General features: G+C 66.5%; 11 protein-coding genes. 1 reads left to right on the top strand and 10 read right to left on the bottom strand.

The window, feature by feature from the left end:
- Positions 1-62 precede the first annotated feature (62 nt).
- From thpR to U5771_RS26175, 6 genes are all read right to left on the bottom strand, one after another.
- Positions 63-611, bottom strand: a complete 549-nt coding sequence (gene thpR, locus U5771_RS26200; protein ID WP_322026662.1) for an RNA 2',3'-cyclic phosphodiesterase — start codon at positions 609-611, stop codon at positions 63-65.
- Positions 608-2,110: an alanine/glycine:cation symporter family protein gene (locus tag U5771_RS26195; RefSeq protein WP_322026661.1), complete on the bottom strand. Its 1,503-nt coding sequence runs from the start codon at positions 2,108-2,110 to the stop codon at positions 608-610. The genes thpR and U5771_RS26195 overlap by 4 nt, the downstream gene beginning before the upstream one ends.
- An 80-nt stretch (positions 2,111-2,190) precedes the next feature.
- Positions 2,191-2,424: a hypothetical protein gene (locus U5771_RS26190; protein WP_322026660.1), complete on the bottom strand. Its 234-nt coding sequence runs from the start codon at positions 2,422-2,424 to the stop codon at positions 2,191-2,193.
- Positions 2,425-2,531: 107 nt separating this feature from the next.
- On the bottom strand, positions 2,532-3,998 hold the full coding sequence (locus U5771_RS26185; RefSeq protein WP_322026659.1) for a glutamate synthase subunit beta: 1,467 nt from the start codon (positions 3,996-3,998) through the stop codon (positions 2,532-2,534).
- 85 nt (positions 3,999-4,083) lie between these two features.
- The gene (locus U5771_RS26180; protein ID WP_322026658.1) at positions 4,084-8,787 is read right to left on the bottom strand and encodes a glutamate synthase-related protein; all 4,704 of its coding nucleotides are present in this window, start codon (positions 8,785-8,787) and stop codon (positions 4,084-4,086) included.
- A gap of 289 nt (positions 8,788-9,076) precedes the next feature.
- Entirely contained in the window at positions 9,077-9,790 is a 714-nt protein-coding gene (locus U5771_RS26175; RefSeq protein ID WP_175753211.1) for a transposase, read from the bottom strand.
- A 193-nt stretch (positions 9,791-9,983) separates the two neighbouring features.
- On the opposite strand from U5771_RS26175, the gene U5771_RS26170 reads away from it, so the two are divergent.
- A complete protein-coding gene (locus tag U5771_RS26170; RefSeq protein WP_322026657.1) occupies positions 9,984-10,709 on the top strand; it encodes an OmpW/AlkL family protein in 726 nt (241 codons plus the stop codon).
- A gap of 173 nt (positions 10,710-10,882) precedes the next feature.
- Here U5771_RS26170 and ugpQ read toward each other — a convergent pair whose 3' ends face one another.
- From ugpQ to ugpA, 4 genes are read right to left on the bottom strand one after another with little or no spacing between them, the layout of a single operon-like run.
- Positions 10,883-11,653 (bottom strand): glycerophosphodiester phosphodiesterase, encoded by a 771-nt coding sequence (gene ugpQ, locus U5771_RS26165; RefSeq protein WP_322026656.1) that lies wholly within the window; start codon positions 11,651-11,653, stop codon positions 10,883-10,885.
- A 28-nt stretch (positions 11,654-11,681) separates the two neighbouring features.
- A complete protein-coding gene (locus U5771_RS26160; RefSeq protein ID WP_124487847.1) occupies positions 11,682-12,767 on the bottom strand; it encodes a sn-glycerol-3-phosphate import ATP-binding protein UgpC in 1,086 nt (361 codons plus the stop codon).
- A gap of 32 nt (positions 12,768-12,799) precedes the next feature.
- Positions 12,800-13,645 (bottom strand): sn-glycerol-3-phosphate ABC transporter permease UgpE, encoded by an 846-nt coding sequence (gene ugpE, locus U5771_RS26155; RefSeq protein ID WP_322026655.1) that lies wholly within the window; start codon positions 13,643-13,645, stop codon positions 12,800-12,802.
- The gene (gene ugpA, locus U5771_RS26150) at positions 13,642-14,526 is read right to left on the bottom strand and encodes a sn-glycerol-3-phosphate ABC transporter permease UgpA (protein ID WP_322026654.1); all 885 of its coding nucleotides are present in this window, start codon (positions 14,524-14,526) and stop codon (positions 13,642-13,644) included. The genes ugpE and ugpA overlap by 4 nt, the downstream gene beginning before the upstream one ends.
- Between the last annotated feature and the right edge of the window lie 79 nt (positions 14,527-14,605).

Raw genomic sequence — 14,605 nt, 5'->3', positions numbered from 1 at the left:
CCGCAAAAAAGGCCGGCGCATGCCGCGTCGGCCTTCTCTTCTTCGTCCTCCCCGCCTTCCCGCTACGCCGGCCCGACCGGCACCGACACGATCGGCACATGCGACACGCCGTCGTGCGACACCCGGCTTTCAAACAGCGTCAGCGCGACGAAACGCAGCGCGACCGGTCGCCCGGTCGCGCCGCCGTGCGCAGGCTGCCCGTCCGCGTCGCGCGGCAGCCGCGCGAGCGTGACGTGCGGCCGGAACGGCCGGCGGTCGGCCGGCACGCCCAGTTCGCGCAGCAGCGCGGACAAGCCGGCATTCAACGCCGCGCAGGCGGGATCGGGCGCGAGTTCCGCGACGATCAGCCGCGCGCGCGGCAGGCTCGGCCACCACGCAATCCGCTCGACCGGCTGCAACGGCAGCGCATGCGCGGCCGCGAGCGCCGGCAGGCGCGCGGCCAGCGCGTCGCAACGCGCGCGCTCGATCGCGCCGATGAACGCGAGCGTCACGTGCAGTTGCGCGGGCTGCGTGCGCCGCGCGCCGCGGGTGACCGGCAACGCGTGCAGCGCGTCGCGCGATGCCGTATCGGGCATCAGCGCGACGAACGCACGGAGCCGGTCGCCGTTCATGACTCGCGCACCGTCACGCGCACTTCGGCCACCGCATCTGCCACCGCTGCGGCCGATGCCGGACGCTGCGGCAGCGGACCGTGCTCGCCCCACACGTCGGCCGGCAGCACGTGTGCGAGCGCGGGAATCGTGTTGCGCGTGAACACCGGATCGGCAATCCCCTGCGCGCGCTGGCGGCGATAGTCGCGCCACGCGGCATGCGCATACTTGCCGAGCGCGAGGATCGCGACGAGGTTGATGATCGCCATCAACCCCATGCTCGTATCGGCCATCGCCCACACGAGCGGCAGTTGGCCGACGCTGCCGAACATCACCATCCCGAGCACCGCGATGCGAAACAGCGGCAGCACGCCGCGCCGCTTCGTGATGAAGTCGACGTTGCCTTCCGCGTAGGCGTAATTGCCGATCACCGACGAGTATGCGAAGAAGAAGATCGCGACGGCCATGTAGATGCCGCCCCAGTCGCCGACGTGGCTCGCGATCGCGCGCTGCGTGAGCGCCGCGCCTTCCATGCCGGTGCCGAGTTCATACTGGCCCGACAGCAGGATCACGAACGCGGTCGCGCTGCAGATCACGATCGTGTCGACGAACACGCCGAGCATCTGGATCAGCCCCTGCACCACCGGATGCCGCACGCTCGCGGTCGCGGCCGCGTTCGGCGCGCTGCCCATGCCGGCCTCGTTCGAGAACAGCCCGCGCTTCACGCCCATCGCGACCGCCTGGCCGACCGCATAGCCGGTCAGGCCGCCCGCCGCCTGTTCGAGCCCGAACGCGCTCTTCACGATCAGCGCGATCACGCCCGGCACCAGCGCGACGTGCGTCGCGACCGCGTAGACCGCCAGCGCGAGGTAGCCGATCGCCATCACCGGCACGATCACCTGCGCGACCGACGCGATGCGGCGAATCCCGCCGAAGATGAGCGGTGCGGTGAGCAGCACGAGGCCGAGGCCGACCGTCTCGCGGCGCCAGCCGAACGACGTATGGAACGCGTCGGCGATCGCATTGGCCTGCACCGCGTTGAACACGAAGCCGAACGCGAGGATCAGCGACAGCGAGAACAGCACGCCGAAGCCGCGCGAGCGCAGGCCCGTCTGGATGTAGTACGCGGGGCCGCCGCGATAGCTGCCGTCCGGATGCGACACCTTGAAGATCTGCGCGAGCGTCGCCTCGACGAACGCCGACGACATCCCGACGAGCGCCGTCATCCACATCCAGAAGATCGCGCCCGGCCCGCCGACCGTCAGCGCGACCGCGACGCCGGCGATGTTGCCGGTGCCCACGCGGCTCGCGAGCCCGGTCGCGAACGCCTGGAACGACGAGATGCTGCCCGGCTCGCCCTTGCTGCCGACCAGTTTCATGCTGAGGAACAGCGCCTTCAGCTGGATCATCCGGAACCGCAACGTGAACCACGCGCCGGCGCCAAGCAGCAGCGCGATCAGCACGTAGTTCCACAGCACGCCGTTGACGGCGTCGATCAGCCCATGCACGAATGCTTCCATCCAGAGTCCTTGTAAATGGGGTTAGTCATATGCGGCAGCCGCGCGAACGCGGCCGGAGGGGCGACATGATATGACAGTTTTCAAGGATTATTACAAAACGAAAGGAAACAAGATCGCGGAATATCAATGGCCGATGTGATCAGGTTAGGCGACGCTTCGGGAAAATGCGGGATGCGCAGCGGGGTGAAGGCGAGGAATGGATGCCCGGGATTTGCGTCCTCCGCCAATCCCCGCTTCACGGGGAGTGCCTGACTCAGCGCCGCGTCGCGATCCAAAGCAAAATACTGCGGCTGGCGATTCGCGAACTCAGACATCCACGCAAATCAGTTGAACGGCTACTCGTGTTATCGAGGCCCCATAAAAAAACCGGGCGCCCTTTCGGACGCCCGGTTTTCATCGAAACCCGCTCGCGCGCTTCAGCTCAGCGCGGCAGTTCCGAATGCCCCATCAGGTACGCGTCGACCGAGCGCGCGCACTGGCGGCCTTCGCGGATCGCCCAGACGACGAGCGACTGGCCGCGGCGCATGTCGCCGGCCGCGAACACCTTGTCGACCGACGTGTAGTACGAGCGATCGCCTTCGGTCGCCGCACGCGCATTGCCGCGCGCATCCTTCGCGACGCCGAACGCCTCGAGCACGGTGGCTGCCGGCTGCATGAAGCCCATCGCGAGCAGCACCAGGTCGGCCTTCATCTCGAACTCGGAGCCCGGCACTTCCTGCATCTTGCCGTCCTTCCACTCGACACGCACCGCGATCAGCTTCTCGACCTTGCCGTTCTTGCCTTCGAGACGCTTCGTCGCGACCGCCCAGTCACGCTCGCAGCCTTCCTCGTGCGACGACGACGTGCGCAGCTTGATCGGCCAGTACGGCCACACGAGCGGCTTGTGTTCCTCTTCCGGCGGCTGCGGCAGCAGCTCGAACTGCGTGACCTGCTTCGCGCCGTGACGGTTCGACGTGCCGACGCAGTCCGAACCCGTATCGCCGCCGCCGATCACGATCACGTGCTTGCCCTTCGCCAGCAGTTGATCGACGAGCTTGTCGCCCGCGTTCACGCGGTTCTGCTGCGGCAGGAAGTCCATCGCGAAATGGACGCCGGCGAGCTCGCGGCCCGGCACCGGCAAATCACGCGGCGTTTCCGAACCGCCCGCGATCACGACCGCGTCGAATTCCTCCTTCAGCTTCTCCGGCGAAATGGTTTCCTTCGCGAGGCTGCCGATCGACTCGGGCAGCGGATCCTTGCCGATGAACACGCTGGTGCGGAACGTCACGCCTTCCGCTTCCATCTGGCGCATGCGGCGATCGATCAGCCACTTCTCGAGCTTGAAGTCGGGGATCCCGTAACGCAGCAGGCCGCCGACGCGATCGTTCTTCTCGAACACCGTCACGTCGTGGCCGGCGCGCGCGAGTTGCTGCGCGGCGGCGAGGCCCGCAGGGCCCGAACCGACGACCGCCACCTTCTTGCCGGTCTTGTGCTCGGCCGGCAGCGGCTTCACCCAGCCTTCGCCCCAGGCCTTGTCGATGATCGCGTGCTCGATCGACTTGATGCCGACCGGATCGTCGTTGATCCCGAGCGTGCAGGCTGCCTCGCACGGCGCCGGGCAGATGCGGCCCGTGAACTCGGGGAAGTTGTTGGTCGAATGCAGGACTTCGATCGCCTGCTGCCAGTCCTGGCGGTAAACGAGATCGTTGAAGTCCGGGATGATGTTGTTGACCGGGCAGCCGTTGTTGCAGAACGGGATGCCGCAATCCATGCAGCGTGCGCCCTGGACCTTCGCGTCCGCGTCGGTCAGTGCCGCGACGAATTCCTTGTAGTGCTTCACGCGCGTGAGCGGTGCTTCGTACGCCTCGTGGCGGCGTTCGAACTCCAGAAAACCGGTTGCCTTGCCCATAAGGTGCTCTTCTGTTCGGTGTATCGGGTGGGGGAGCCGCGCGCGGCCGTCAGGCGCGCGCGGCATTCGCTATGTCGTTCGTCGCTCAGGCGGCCAGCACTTCCTTCGCCGCCTTCTTCGCACCGATCTCGCCCAGCGCGCGCTTGTATTCGTGCGGGAACACCTTCACGAACTGGCGGCGCGCCGCGTCCCAGTTTTCCAGCAGCGACTTCGCGCGCGGCGAACCCGTGAACTGGAAATGACGCTCGACGAGCCCCTTGAGCAGCGCTTCGTCCGTCGTGCCTGCGTGCCAGAGCGCGCGGTCGACCGTACGCTCCTGCTCGGCCTGTTGCAGCACCGGATCGAGCGCGACCATCGACTTGTTGCACTTCGCCGCGAACGTGCCTTCCGGATCGTAGATGTACGCGAGACCGCCCGACATGCCGGCCGCGAAGTTGCGCCCGGTTTCGCCGAGCACGACGACCGTGCCGCCCGTCATGTATTCGCAACCGTGGTCGCCCGTGCCTTCGACGACCGCCGTCGCGCCCGAATTGCGCACGCAGAAGCGCTCGCCCGCGACGCCGCGGAAGAACGATTCGCCTTCGATCGCGCCGTACATCACCGTGTTGCCGCAGATGATGTTTTCCTCGGACTTGCCGCGGAAGTCGTTGGTCGGGCGGATGATGATCCGGCCGCCCGACAGGCCCTTGCCGACGTAGTCGTTGCCGTCGCCGACGAGGTCGAGCGTCACGCCCTTCGCGAGGAACGCGCCGAAGCTCTGGCCGGCCGTGCCCTTCAGCTGGATGTGCACCGCATCGTCGGCCAGGCCGTCATGGCCGTGCTTCTTCGCGATCACGCCCGACAGCATCGCGCCGACCGTGCGGTTCACGTTGCGCACCGGCTGGATGAACGACACATGCTCGCCGCTCTCGATCGCGGCCTTCGCCTTCTCGATCAGCACGTGGTCGAGCGCGCGCTCGAGGCCGTGATCCTGCACGTCGACGTGACGCGGCGCGACGTCCTCGCATTCTTCCGGCTGGTAGAACACGCGCGAGAAGTCGAGGCCCTTCGCCTTCCAGTGCTCGATGCCCTTGCGCGTATCGAGCAGGTCGGCACGGCCGATCAGGTCGTCGAACTTCGCAACGCCGAGCTGCGCCATGATCTCGCGCACTTCCTCGGCGACGAAGAAGAAGTAGTTCACGACGTGCTCGGGCTGGCCCTGGAACTTCGCACGCAGCACCGGATCCTGCGTCGCGACGCCGACCGGGCACGTGTTCAGGTGGCACTTGCGCATCATGATGCAGCCTTCGACGACGAGCGGCGCCGTCGCGAAGCCGAATTCGTCCGCGCCGAGCAGCGCGCCGATCACGACGTCGCGGCCCGTCTTCATCTGGCCGTCGGCCTGCACGCGGATCCGGCCGCGCAGGCGGTTCAGCACCAGCGTCTGCTGCGTTTCGGCGAGGCCGAGTTCCCACGGCGTGCCCGCATGCTTGACCGACGACAGCGGCGATGCGCCCGTGCCGCCGTCATGACCGGCGATCACGACGTGGTCGGCCTTCGCCTTCGCGACACCGGCCGCGACCGTGCCGACGCCGACTTCCGACACCAGCTTCACCGAGATGCTCGAGCTCGGGTTCACGTTCTTCAGGTCGTGGATCAGCTGCGCCAGATCCTCGATCGAGTAGATGTCGTGGTGCGGCGGCGGCGAGATCAGGCCGACGCCCGGGACCGAGTAACGCAGCTTGCCAATGTATTCCGACACCTTGTGGCCCGGCAGCTGGCCGCCTTCGCCCGGCTTCGCGCCCTGCGCCATCTTGATCTGGATCTGGTCGGCCGATGCGAGGTACTCGGCGGTGACGCCGAAGCGGCCCGACGCGACCTGCTTGATCTTCGAGCGCAGCGAATCGCCGTCCTTCAGCGGAATGTCGCTGACGATCTCGTCGCCGATCACCGACTTCAGCGTCTCGCCCGCCTTGATCGGAATGCCGCGCAGTTCGTTGCGGTAGCGCTTCTCGTCCTCGCCGCCTTCGCCGGTGTTCGACTTGCCGCCGATCCGGTTCATCGCGATCGCGAGCGTCGCGTGCGCTTCGGTGCTGATCGAACCGAGCGACATCGCGCCCGTCGCAAAGCGCTTGACGATGTCCTTCGCCGACTCGACGTTTTCGATCGGGATCGCCTTGGTCGGCTCGACCTTGAACTCGAACAGGCCGCGGAACGTCATGTGACGCTTGGTCTGGTCGTTGATCAGGTGCGCGTATTCCTTGTACGTCTGGTACGAGTTGCTGCGCGTCGCGTGCTGGAGCTTCGCGATCGAATCCGGCGTCCACATGTGGTCTTCGCCGCGCACGCGGTACGCGTACTCGCCGCCCGCGTCGAGCATGTCGCGCAGGACCGGGTTGTCGCCGAACGCATCGCGGTGCAGGCGGATCGCTTCTTCGGCGACTTCGAACAGGCCGATGCCGCCGACCTTCGAGGCCGTGCCCTTGAAGTACTTCTCGACGAGGTCGCTCGACAGGCCGAGCGCTTCGAAGATCTGCGCGCCCGTGTACGACATGTACGTCGAGATGCCCATCTTCGACATCACCTTCTGCAGGCCCTTGCCGACCGCCTTCGTGAAGTTGTAGACGGCCTTCTCCGGCGACAGGTCGCCCGGCAGGCCTTCCGCCATCTTCGCGAGCGTTTCCATCGCGAGGTACGGGTGCACGGCTTCCGCGCCGTAGCCCGCGAGCAGCGCGAAGTGGTGCGTCTCACGTGCGGAGCCCGTCTCGACGACGAGGCCCGTGCTCGTGCGCAGCCCTTGCTGGACGAGGTGCGTGTGGATCGCCGACGTGGCGAGCAGCGCCGGAATCGCGACGTGCTCGGCATCCGTCTTGCGGTCCGACACGATCAGCATGTTGTAGCCCGACTTGACCGCGTCGACGGCTTCCGCGCACAGCGACGCGAGGCGTGCCTCGATGCCTTCCTTGCCCCATGCGACCGGGTAGCAGATGTTCAGTTCATACGCGCTGAACTTGCCGCCCGTGTACTGGTCGATCGCGCGGATCTTCGCGATGTCCTTGAAATCGAGCACCGGCTGCGACACTTCGAGACGCATCGGCGGGTTGATGTTGTTGGTGTCGAGCAGGTTCGGCTTCGGGCCGATGAACGACACGAGCGACATGACCATGTTCTCGCGGATCGGGTCGATCGGCGGGTTCGTGACCTGCGCGAACAGCTGCTTGAAGTAGTGATAGAGCGTCTTGTTCTTGTTCGACATCACCGCGAGCGGCGAGTCGTTGCCCATCGAACCGACGGCCTCTTCGCCCTGCTGCGCCATCGGCGCCATCAGGAACTTCAGGTCTTCCTGCGTGTAGCCGAACGCCTGCTGGCGGTCGAGCAGCGCGGCGCCCTGCGTGCGGCCGGCCGCGACTTCCTCGGCCTTCGGCTCGATCTCGTCGAGCTTGATGCGCACGGCGTCGATCCAGCTCTTGTACGGCTTCGCGTTCGCGAGGTTGTCCTTGAGCTCCTTGTCATCGATGATGCGGCCGTGCTCCATGTCGATCAGGAACATCTTGCCCGGCTGCAGGCGCCACTTCTTGACGATCTTCGATTCGGGGATCGGCAGCGTGCCGGCTTCCGACGCCATGATGACGAGGTCGTCGTCGGTCACGATGTAGCGCGCCGGGCGCAGGCCGTTACGGTCGAGCGTCGCGCCGATCTGGCGGCCGTCGGTGAACGCGATCGCGGCGGGGCCGTCCCACGGCTCCATCATCGCGGCGTGGTATTCGTAGAACGCGCGGCGGTTCTCGTCCATCAGCGTGTGCTGTTCCCAGGCTTCCGGGATCATCATCATCACCGCGTGCACGAGCGGGTAGCCGGCCATCACCAGCAGTTCGAGACAGTTGTCGAACGATGCGGTGTCCGACTGGCCCGGGTAGATCAGCGGCCACAGCTTCGGCAGGTCGTCCGCGAGCACGTGCGACGCGATCGCGCCGGTACGCGCGTTCAGCCAGTTCACGTTGCCCTTCACGGTGTTGATCTCGCCGTTGTGCGCGATCATCCGGTACGGGTGAGCCAGCTCCCAGGCCGGGAACGTGTTGGTCGAGAAGCGCTGGTGCACGAGCGCGAGCGCCGACACGACGCGCGCGTCCTGCAGGTCGCGGTAGTACACGCCGACCTGGCCTGCCAGCAGCAGACCCTTGTAGACGATCGTGCGCGCCGACATCGACGGCACGAAGTATTCCTTGCCGTGCTTGAGCTTCAGCGCCTGGATGCGGTGGCTCGCGGTCTTGCGGATCACGTACAGCTTCCGCTCGAGCGCGTCCGTCACCATGATGTCCTTGCCGCGGCCGATGAAGATCTGGCGGATCAGCGGCTCGCTCGCCTTGACCGTCGGCGAGATCGGCATCGCATGGTCGACCGGCACGTCGCGCCAGCCGAGCACGACCTGACCCTCTGCCCGCACCGTCCGCTCGAGCTCCTGCTCGCACGCGAGACGCGACGCGTTTTCCTTCGGCAGGAAGATCATCCCGGCCCCATATTCGCCGGCCGGCGGCAGCGTCACGCCCTGCTTCGACATTTCCTCGCGATAGAACGCGTCCGGAATCTGGATCAGGATGCCGGCGCCGTCGCCCATCAGCGGATCGGCACCGACCGCGCCGCGGTGATCGAGGTTCTCGAGGATCTTCAGACCCTGCTGAATGATCTCGTGGCTCTTCTTGCCCTTGATGTGAGCGACGAAGCCGACGCCGCAGGCGTCGTGTTCGTTTTGCGGGTCGTACAGACCTTGTGCGGCGGGCACCGCGGCGAGCGGCTGCTGGTGGTCGTTCATGGGGACACCGTCGTAAAGGGGCCGCGAGGGCCGTTGAACCATTTTTTTGTTGCCGTCGATCCCGCTCCCGACGGGAGACGGCACGGCCGACAGTGGTTGGGCGAGCTTCACCCGGGCCACCGGAATTCGGAATATACGCGACGAATCAAAGGAATAGCAACAAAAACCGCTTGATCGATCCCCAATTAAACCAATGCTCTGATCTGGTGCTGTTTTAATGGGGCCGTATCGTTTTGGTGCAAAAAGAAGCGGCGCCCGCAGCGCCGCCTCGTGATCCGCCTTTCCCGCGTTACTGCTGGATCGGCGGCGTGTTTTCACGCACCTTTCTGGGGCGTCCGCGCGGCAGCGGCGACACGCGACGGTTCGCGGTGCGCGCCGCCCACTCGCGGTAGTTCTCGCCGCCGAGCACCCAGCCCTTCAGCGTCGCCTGCTGGAGCTGATCGGCCTGCCGCTCGTCGAGCGGCTGCTCGCACAGCTCCTTGTACGCGCGCTGACGGTCGAACGGCGTGTTGCCCAGCGCCCAGTAGAGCGGATGGTCGGTGATCAGGCTGTCGACGGTGAGCCCGACGTGGTGCCGGTAGCTCGACCAGCGATAGGCGTCGGCCGTCGCCACCAGCTGCGCGCGCACCGGGCTCATCTCGACCACACGGCTCGCGAGCAGGAAATAGCGCTCGCCTTCGATCACGGTCGCGCGATAGCGGCCTTCCCACAGGGTGCCGCGGCGCGAATAACGCCGGTTGAAATGCGCGACGTAGCGGCGGCCGACCGCCTGCATCGCCTTCGGCAGGCTCGCCTCGTCGCTCGGTGTCACGAGGAGCTGCACCTGACGCGGAAGCAGCACGTAGGCATGCACCGAAAGATGGTGATCGCGTGCCGCGGCCTTCAGACAATCGATGAAGAGTTCGTAGTCCTGGTCGTCGACGAACGCGGGTTGCTGATCCAGGCCGCGCAGTATCACGTGCTGCGGCTGGTCGGGAACGTAGAGTCGTGCTAACCGTGCCATGCTGAATGTCCGTTTGAACGCGTTAGGAAATACCCGAAGGTCCGAAAATGCGCACCTGCGTAGAATGCCTGTCCCGGCGGGGCGCGGAAGCGTACGGTCGTGCGAATACTAGGGAGAAAGCTCTAACTTGCGAGCTTGTTTGGTTTTAAACGCAGTCGTCATAATGAGCACGCCTTTGATCGGAGGAGACACAATGAAACGAAAACTGGCCATTACGGGGGCTGTAGCGCTCGCATTTGCGGGCGGTACGGCACATGCACAATCCGCGGGTGACTTCTACGTCAGCACCGGCTGGCTGCACCTGTCGCCGCAGGACAGCAGCGATCCGCTGTTCCTGTATGGCGTCGGCGGCACGCCCATCAACCAATCGATTCCCAACACGGGCGCCGGCATCAACGACGCCGATACGCTTGGGCTTGCAGCTGGCTACTTCGTCACCGACCACATCTCCACCGAACTCGTCATGGGGATACCGCCGAAGTTCGACATCACCGGCAAGGGTCAGTTCGAAAAGTTCGGCGTACTCGGCCGTGCGTACCAGTGGAGCCCCGCCGTCTTGCTGCGCTACCACTTCAACGACGCCAACGCGAAGTTCCGTCCGTATGTCGGCGTCGGCGCGACGTATGTCTGGTTCACCGGCGCGAAGATCACGAACAGCAGCTTCGAGAACGGCGTGCTCGGCGGCCCGACCAGCGCGACGACCAGCAACCAGTGGGCGCCCGTGTTCAACGCCGGCTTCACGTACAACTTCACGAAACACTGGTTCGGCGGCCTGTCGATCTCGTACATCCCGGTCAGCGTGACCGCGACCTTCACGACGGCCCGCCGGACGCCGGTCGGCACCCTGACCGAAACGTCGAAAGCGAAGATCTCGCTCAACCCGATCGTCACGTACCTGAACGTCGGCTACCGCTTCTAAGCGTAGTCGAATATTTGGGGAATGGTTAATCCTGCTGCAATTTGTAGCGGAATTTTCCTGGCGTAACGTCTCCACGATGCGAAACGCCCCGGCGGGAATCCCGCCGGGGCGTCGTTTTTCGCGTCAGGCACGTTTGCGTGAAAGGTTTTCCCGACCGCCGTCGCAGCCGTCGGCTAGACGATTTCGATGTCGTCCAGCGCATCGGGGGCAATCAGGTCGATGCGGTCCGTGCAGACCGCATCGACGCCCCAGCGCGCGAGTTCGCGCGCCCGTTCGAGGTCGTTCACCGTGTAAACCAGGATGCGCAGCCCGGCCGCCTTGATCGCGCGCACGAGCGGTTCGTCGAGTTCGTTGTGGTTTGCGTGCAACGATACGCAGCCGAGCGCGCCGACGACCTGCGCGTGCCAGTCGTCCGGTACCGCCTCGTACAGCATCCCGCGCGGCAGCGCCGGTGCGCTCGTGCGCGCCTGTTGCAGCGCGTCGAACGAGAACGACGACAGCAGCGGCGGCACCGCCGCGCCGTGCCAGTACGCGGCCGCATCGGCGGCCACCCGCTGCCCCGTGTCGCGCTCGCGGCCCGGGCACGGCTTGATCTCGACGTTCGCCGCCAGCCCGTGCGCGACGCAGCGCGCCGCCGCCGCCTCGAGCGTCGGCATCCGCTCGCCCGCGAAACGCGCGTCGAACCAGGCGCCGGCGTCGAGCGCGGCCAGCGCCGCATAGCGCATGCCCGCCGCCGGCCCGCTGCCGTTCGACGTGCGGTCGACCGTGTCGTCGTGCAGCAGGAAGCTCACGTCGTCGGCGGACAGCTTCGCATCGAACTCGACCATCCGGTGACCGCGCCGCGCGCCCTCGTCGAACGCGGCGAGCGTGTTCTCCGGTGCGAGCGTGCCGCCGCCGCGATGGGCGACGACGCGCGGATAGGGCCAGTCGGTACGGGAAGTCATCGTGAGCCTCGCAACGGGTTTGTCAGGGTCAGCCGGCACGCTTGCCGGTCTCGGGATCGAAGAAATGCAGCCGGTGCGCGGGCAGCGCGGCGCCCAGTGCCGTGCCGCGCGCGGGACGATCCGCATGCGGCAGGCGCACCGCGACGTCGTGGTTGCCCCAGCGGCCGTGCGCGAGGTTGTCCGCGCCGAGCAGTTCGCACGAGTCGACCGGCAGCGTCGCCTGCGCGACGCCCGGCTGCGGCGTCATGTGCTCCGGCCGCACGCCGAGCACCCAGTCGCGCCCGGTGGCGATCGCGGTGCCGATGCCGGGCGCGCCGGCGACCGGCAGCGCCGGGCCGCCGCCCGCGACCGTAAACGTCGCGCCATCCTCCGACAGCCGGCCGTGCATCAGGTTCATCGCCGGCGAGCCGATGAAGCCCGCGACGAACACCGTCGCCGGCTTCTCGTACACGTCGACCGGCGCGCCGATCTGCTCCGCATAGCCGCGGTTCATCACGATCACACGCTGCGCGAGCGTCATCGCCTCGATCTGGTCGTGCGTCACGTACACGCTCGTCGTCGCGAGCCGCGCATGCAGCCGCTGGATCTCGAGCCGCATCTGCACGCGCAGCTTCGCGTCGAGGTTCGACAGCGGCTCGTCGAACAGGAACACCGACGGCTCGCGCACGATCGCACGCCCCATCGCGACGCGCTGCCGCTGGCCGCCGGACAGTTCGCGCGGCCGCCGCGCGAGCAGCGGCTCGAGCTCGAGGATCTTCGCGGCGGCAGCCACCCGCGCGTCGATCGTCGCGCGCTCGATGCCGCGGATCTTCAGCCCGTAGCCCATGTTCTGCGCGACCGTCATGTGCGGATACAGCGCGTAGTTCTGGAACACCATCGCGATATCGCGATCCTTCGGCTCCAGCGCGTTGACCACGCGCTCGCCGATCGCGATCTCGCCGTCCGTCACCGTCTCGAGCCCTGCGATCATCCGCAGCAACGTCGACTTGCCGCAGCCCGACGGGCCGACCAGCACGATGAATTCACCGTCGGCAATCTCCACGTCGATGCCATGCAGCACGTGCTGCTTGCCGTCGTAGGATTTCCTGACGCCCTTCAAGCTCAGCGCAGCCATACTTGGTCCTTCTCCCGGTTGCCGTCCTTGGTTTATTTCTCGGAATCGACGAGGCCGCGCACGAACCAGCGCTGCATCGCCAGCACGACGACGAGCGGCGGAATCATCGCCAGCAGCGTCGCCGCCATTACGTATTGCCATTCGGTCGCGGCGTCGCCGCTCGCGATCATCGTCTTGATGCCCACCACCGCCGTCGACAGCGACGCCTCCGTCGTGATCAGGATCGGCCACAGATACTGGTTCCAGCCGTAGATGAACGTGATCACGAACAGCGCCGCGATGCTCGTCTTCGACAGCGGCAGCACGACGTCCCAGAAGAAGCGCAGCGGCCCCGCGCCGTCGATGCGCGCGGCGTCCATCAGCTCGTCGGGCAGCGTCATGAAGAACTGGCGGAACAGGAACGTCGCGGTCGCCGATGCGATCAGCGGCAGCGAGAGCCCCGCGTAGGTGTTCGTCAGGTGCAGCGTCGACACGACCTGCACGGTCGGGAAGATCCGCACCTCGACCGGCAGCATCAGCGTGATGAAGATCAGCCAGAACGCCGTGTTGCGGAACGGGAAGCGGAAATAGACGATCGCGTACGCGGACAGGATCGACACCGCGATCTTGCCGACCGCGATCCCGAGCGCCATCGCGAAGCTGTTGACGAGCAGCCGGCCGAACGGCGCCGTCGTGCCGCCGCTGCCGTGCCCCCAGATGTAGGCGATGTTCTCCAGCAGGTGCGTGCTCGGCACCAGCGACAGCGGGATCGTGAACACTTCCTGAGCGTTCATGGTCGCCGCGCAGAACGCGACGTACACCGGGAACACGATCAGCACGACGCCCGCGATCAGCACCGCGTGGCAGAACAGGTCGAAGCCCTTGCGATTTTCGATCATGCGTATTGCACCCTGCGTTCGACGAAGCGGAACTGGATCACCGTAAGCCCGACGACGATGATCATCAACACCACCGACTGCGCGCCCGAACTGCCGATGTCGAGCCCCTGGAAGCCCTCGGTGAAGATCTTGTAGATCAGCGTCTTCGTGCTTTGCGCGGGGCCGCCCGCGGTCGCCGCGTCGATCACCGGGAACGTGTCGAAGAATGCGTAGACGAGGTTCACGACGAGCAGGAAGAAGCTCGTCGGCGACAGCAGCGGCAGCACGATGTTGAAGAAGCGCCGCACCGGCCCGGCGCCGTCGATCGCCGCCGCCTCGATCAGCGAGCGCGGAATCGCCTGCAGCCCCGCGTAGAAGAACAGGAAGTTGTAGCTCACCTGCTTCCACACCGACGCGAGCACGACGAGGAACATCGCCTGGCCGCCATTCAGCGCGTGATCCCACACGATGCCGCCCTTCGCGAGCGCATAGGTGACGAGGCCGATGCTCGGGTTGAACAGGAACGCCCACAGCACGGCCGCGATCGTCGGCGCGACCGCGTACGGCCAGATCAGCAGCGTGCGGTACACGCGCGCGCCGCGGCTCACGCGATCGGCGCAGGCGGCGAGCAGCAGCGACACGACGAGCCCGCTGACCGTGACGAGCGAGCTGAACACCAGCGTCGTGCGGAACGAGTCGAGGTACAGCGGATCGGCGAACAGGTGCGTGAAGTTCGCGAGGCCGACGAATTCACTCGACGTGCCGAACGCATCCTGCATCTGCGTCGACTGCCACAGCGCGACGCCGGCGGGCCACAGGAAGAACACGGCGGTGATCGCGAGCTGCGGCGCGATCAGCAGGTACGGCAGCAGGCTCGCGCCGAAACGGGAACGGGATTGCATCGCGGGCATCCGGTCAGGCGAAACGGGAAGGGAACCGCGCCGCCGGCCGCGCGCGCCTGGGCGACGCGGCGGCCAGCGG

Source organism: Burkholderia sp. BCC1977, assembly GCF_905339595.1.
Taxonomy (GTDB): Bacteria; Pseudomonadota; Gammaproteobacteria; order Burkholderiales; family Burkholderiaceae; genus Burkholderia.
Note: the sequence above shows the minus strand (reverse complement) of the source record. Positions and strands in the feature narration are given on the sequence as shown.

Coding starts and splice junctions, on each gene's coding strand:
- U5771_RS26180 (WP_322026658.1), bottom strand. CDS start 8,787: ATGAACGACCACCAGCAGCCGCTCGCCGCGGTGCCCGCCGCACAAGGT.
- ugpA (WP_322026654.1), bottom strand. CDS start 14,526: ATGCAATCCCGTTCCCGTTTCGGCGCGAGCCTGCTGCCGTACCTGCTG.
- U5771_RS26195 (WP_322026661.1), bottom strand. CDS start 2,110: ATGGAAGCATTCGTGCATGGGCTGATCGACGCCGTCAACGGCGTGCTG.
- U5771_RS26160 (WP_124487847.1), bottom strand. CDS start 12,767: ATGGCTGCGCTGAGCTTGAAGGGCGTCAGGAAATCCTACGACGGCAAG.
- U5771_RS26185 (WP_322026659.1), bottom strand. CDS start 3,998: ATGGGCAAGGCAACCGGTTTTCTGGAGTTCGAACGCCGCCACGAGGCG.
- thpR (WP_322026662.1), bottom strand. CDS start 611: ATGAACGGCGACCGGCTCCGTGCGTTCGTCGCGCTGATGCCCGATACG.
- ugpE (WP_322026655.1), bottom strand. CDS start 13,645: ATGATCGAAAATCGCAAGGGCTTCGACCTGTTCTGCCACGCGGTGCTG.
- ugpQ (WP_322026656.1), bottom strand. CDS start 11,653: ATGACTTCCCGTACCGACTGGCCCTATCCGCGCGTCGTCGCCCATCGC.
- U5771_RS26170 (WP_322026657.1), top strand. CDS start 9,984: ATGAAACGAAAACTGGCCATTACGGGGGCTGTAGCGCTCGCATTTGCG.
- U5771_RS26175 (WP_175753211.1), bottom strand. CDS start 9,790: ATGGCACGGTTAGCACGACTCTACGTTCCCGACCAGCCGCAGCACGTG.
- U5771_RS26190 (WP_322026660.1), bottom strand. CDS start 2,424: ATGTCTGAGTTCGCGAATCGCCAGCCGCAGTATTTTGCTTTGGATCGC.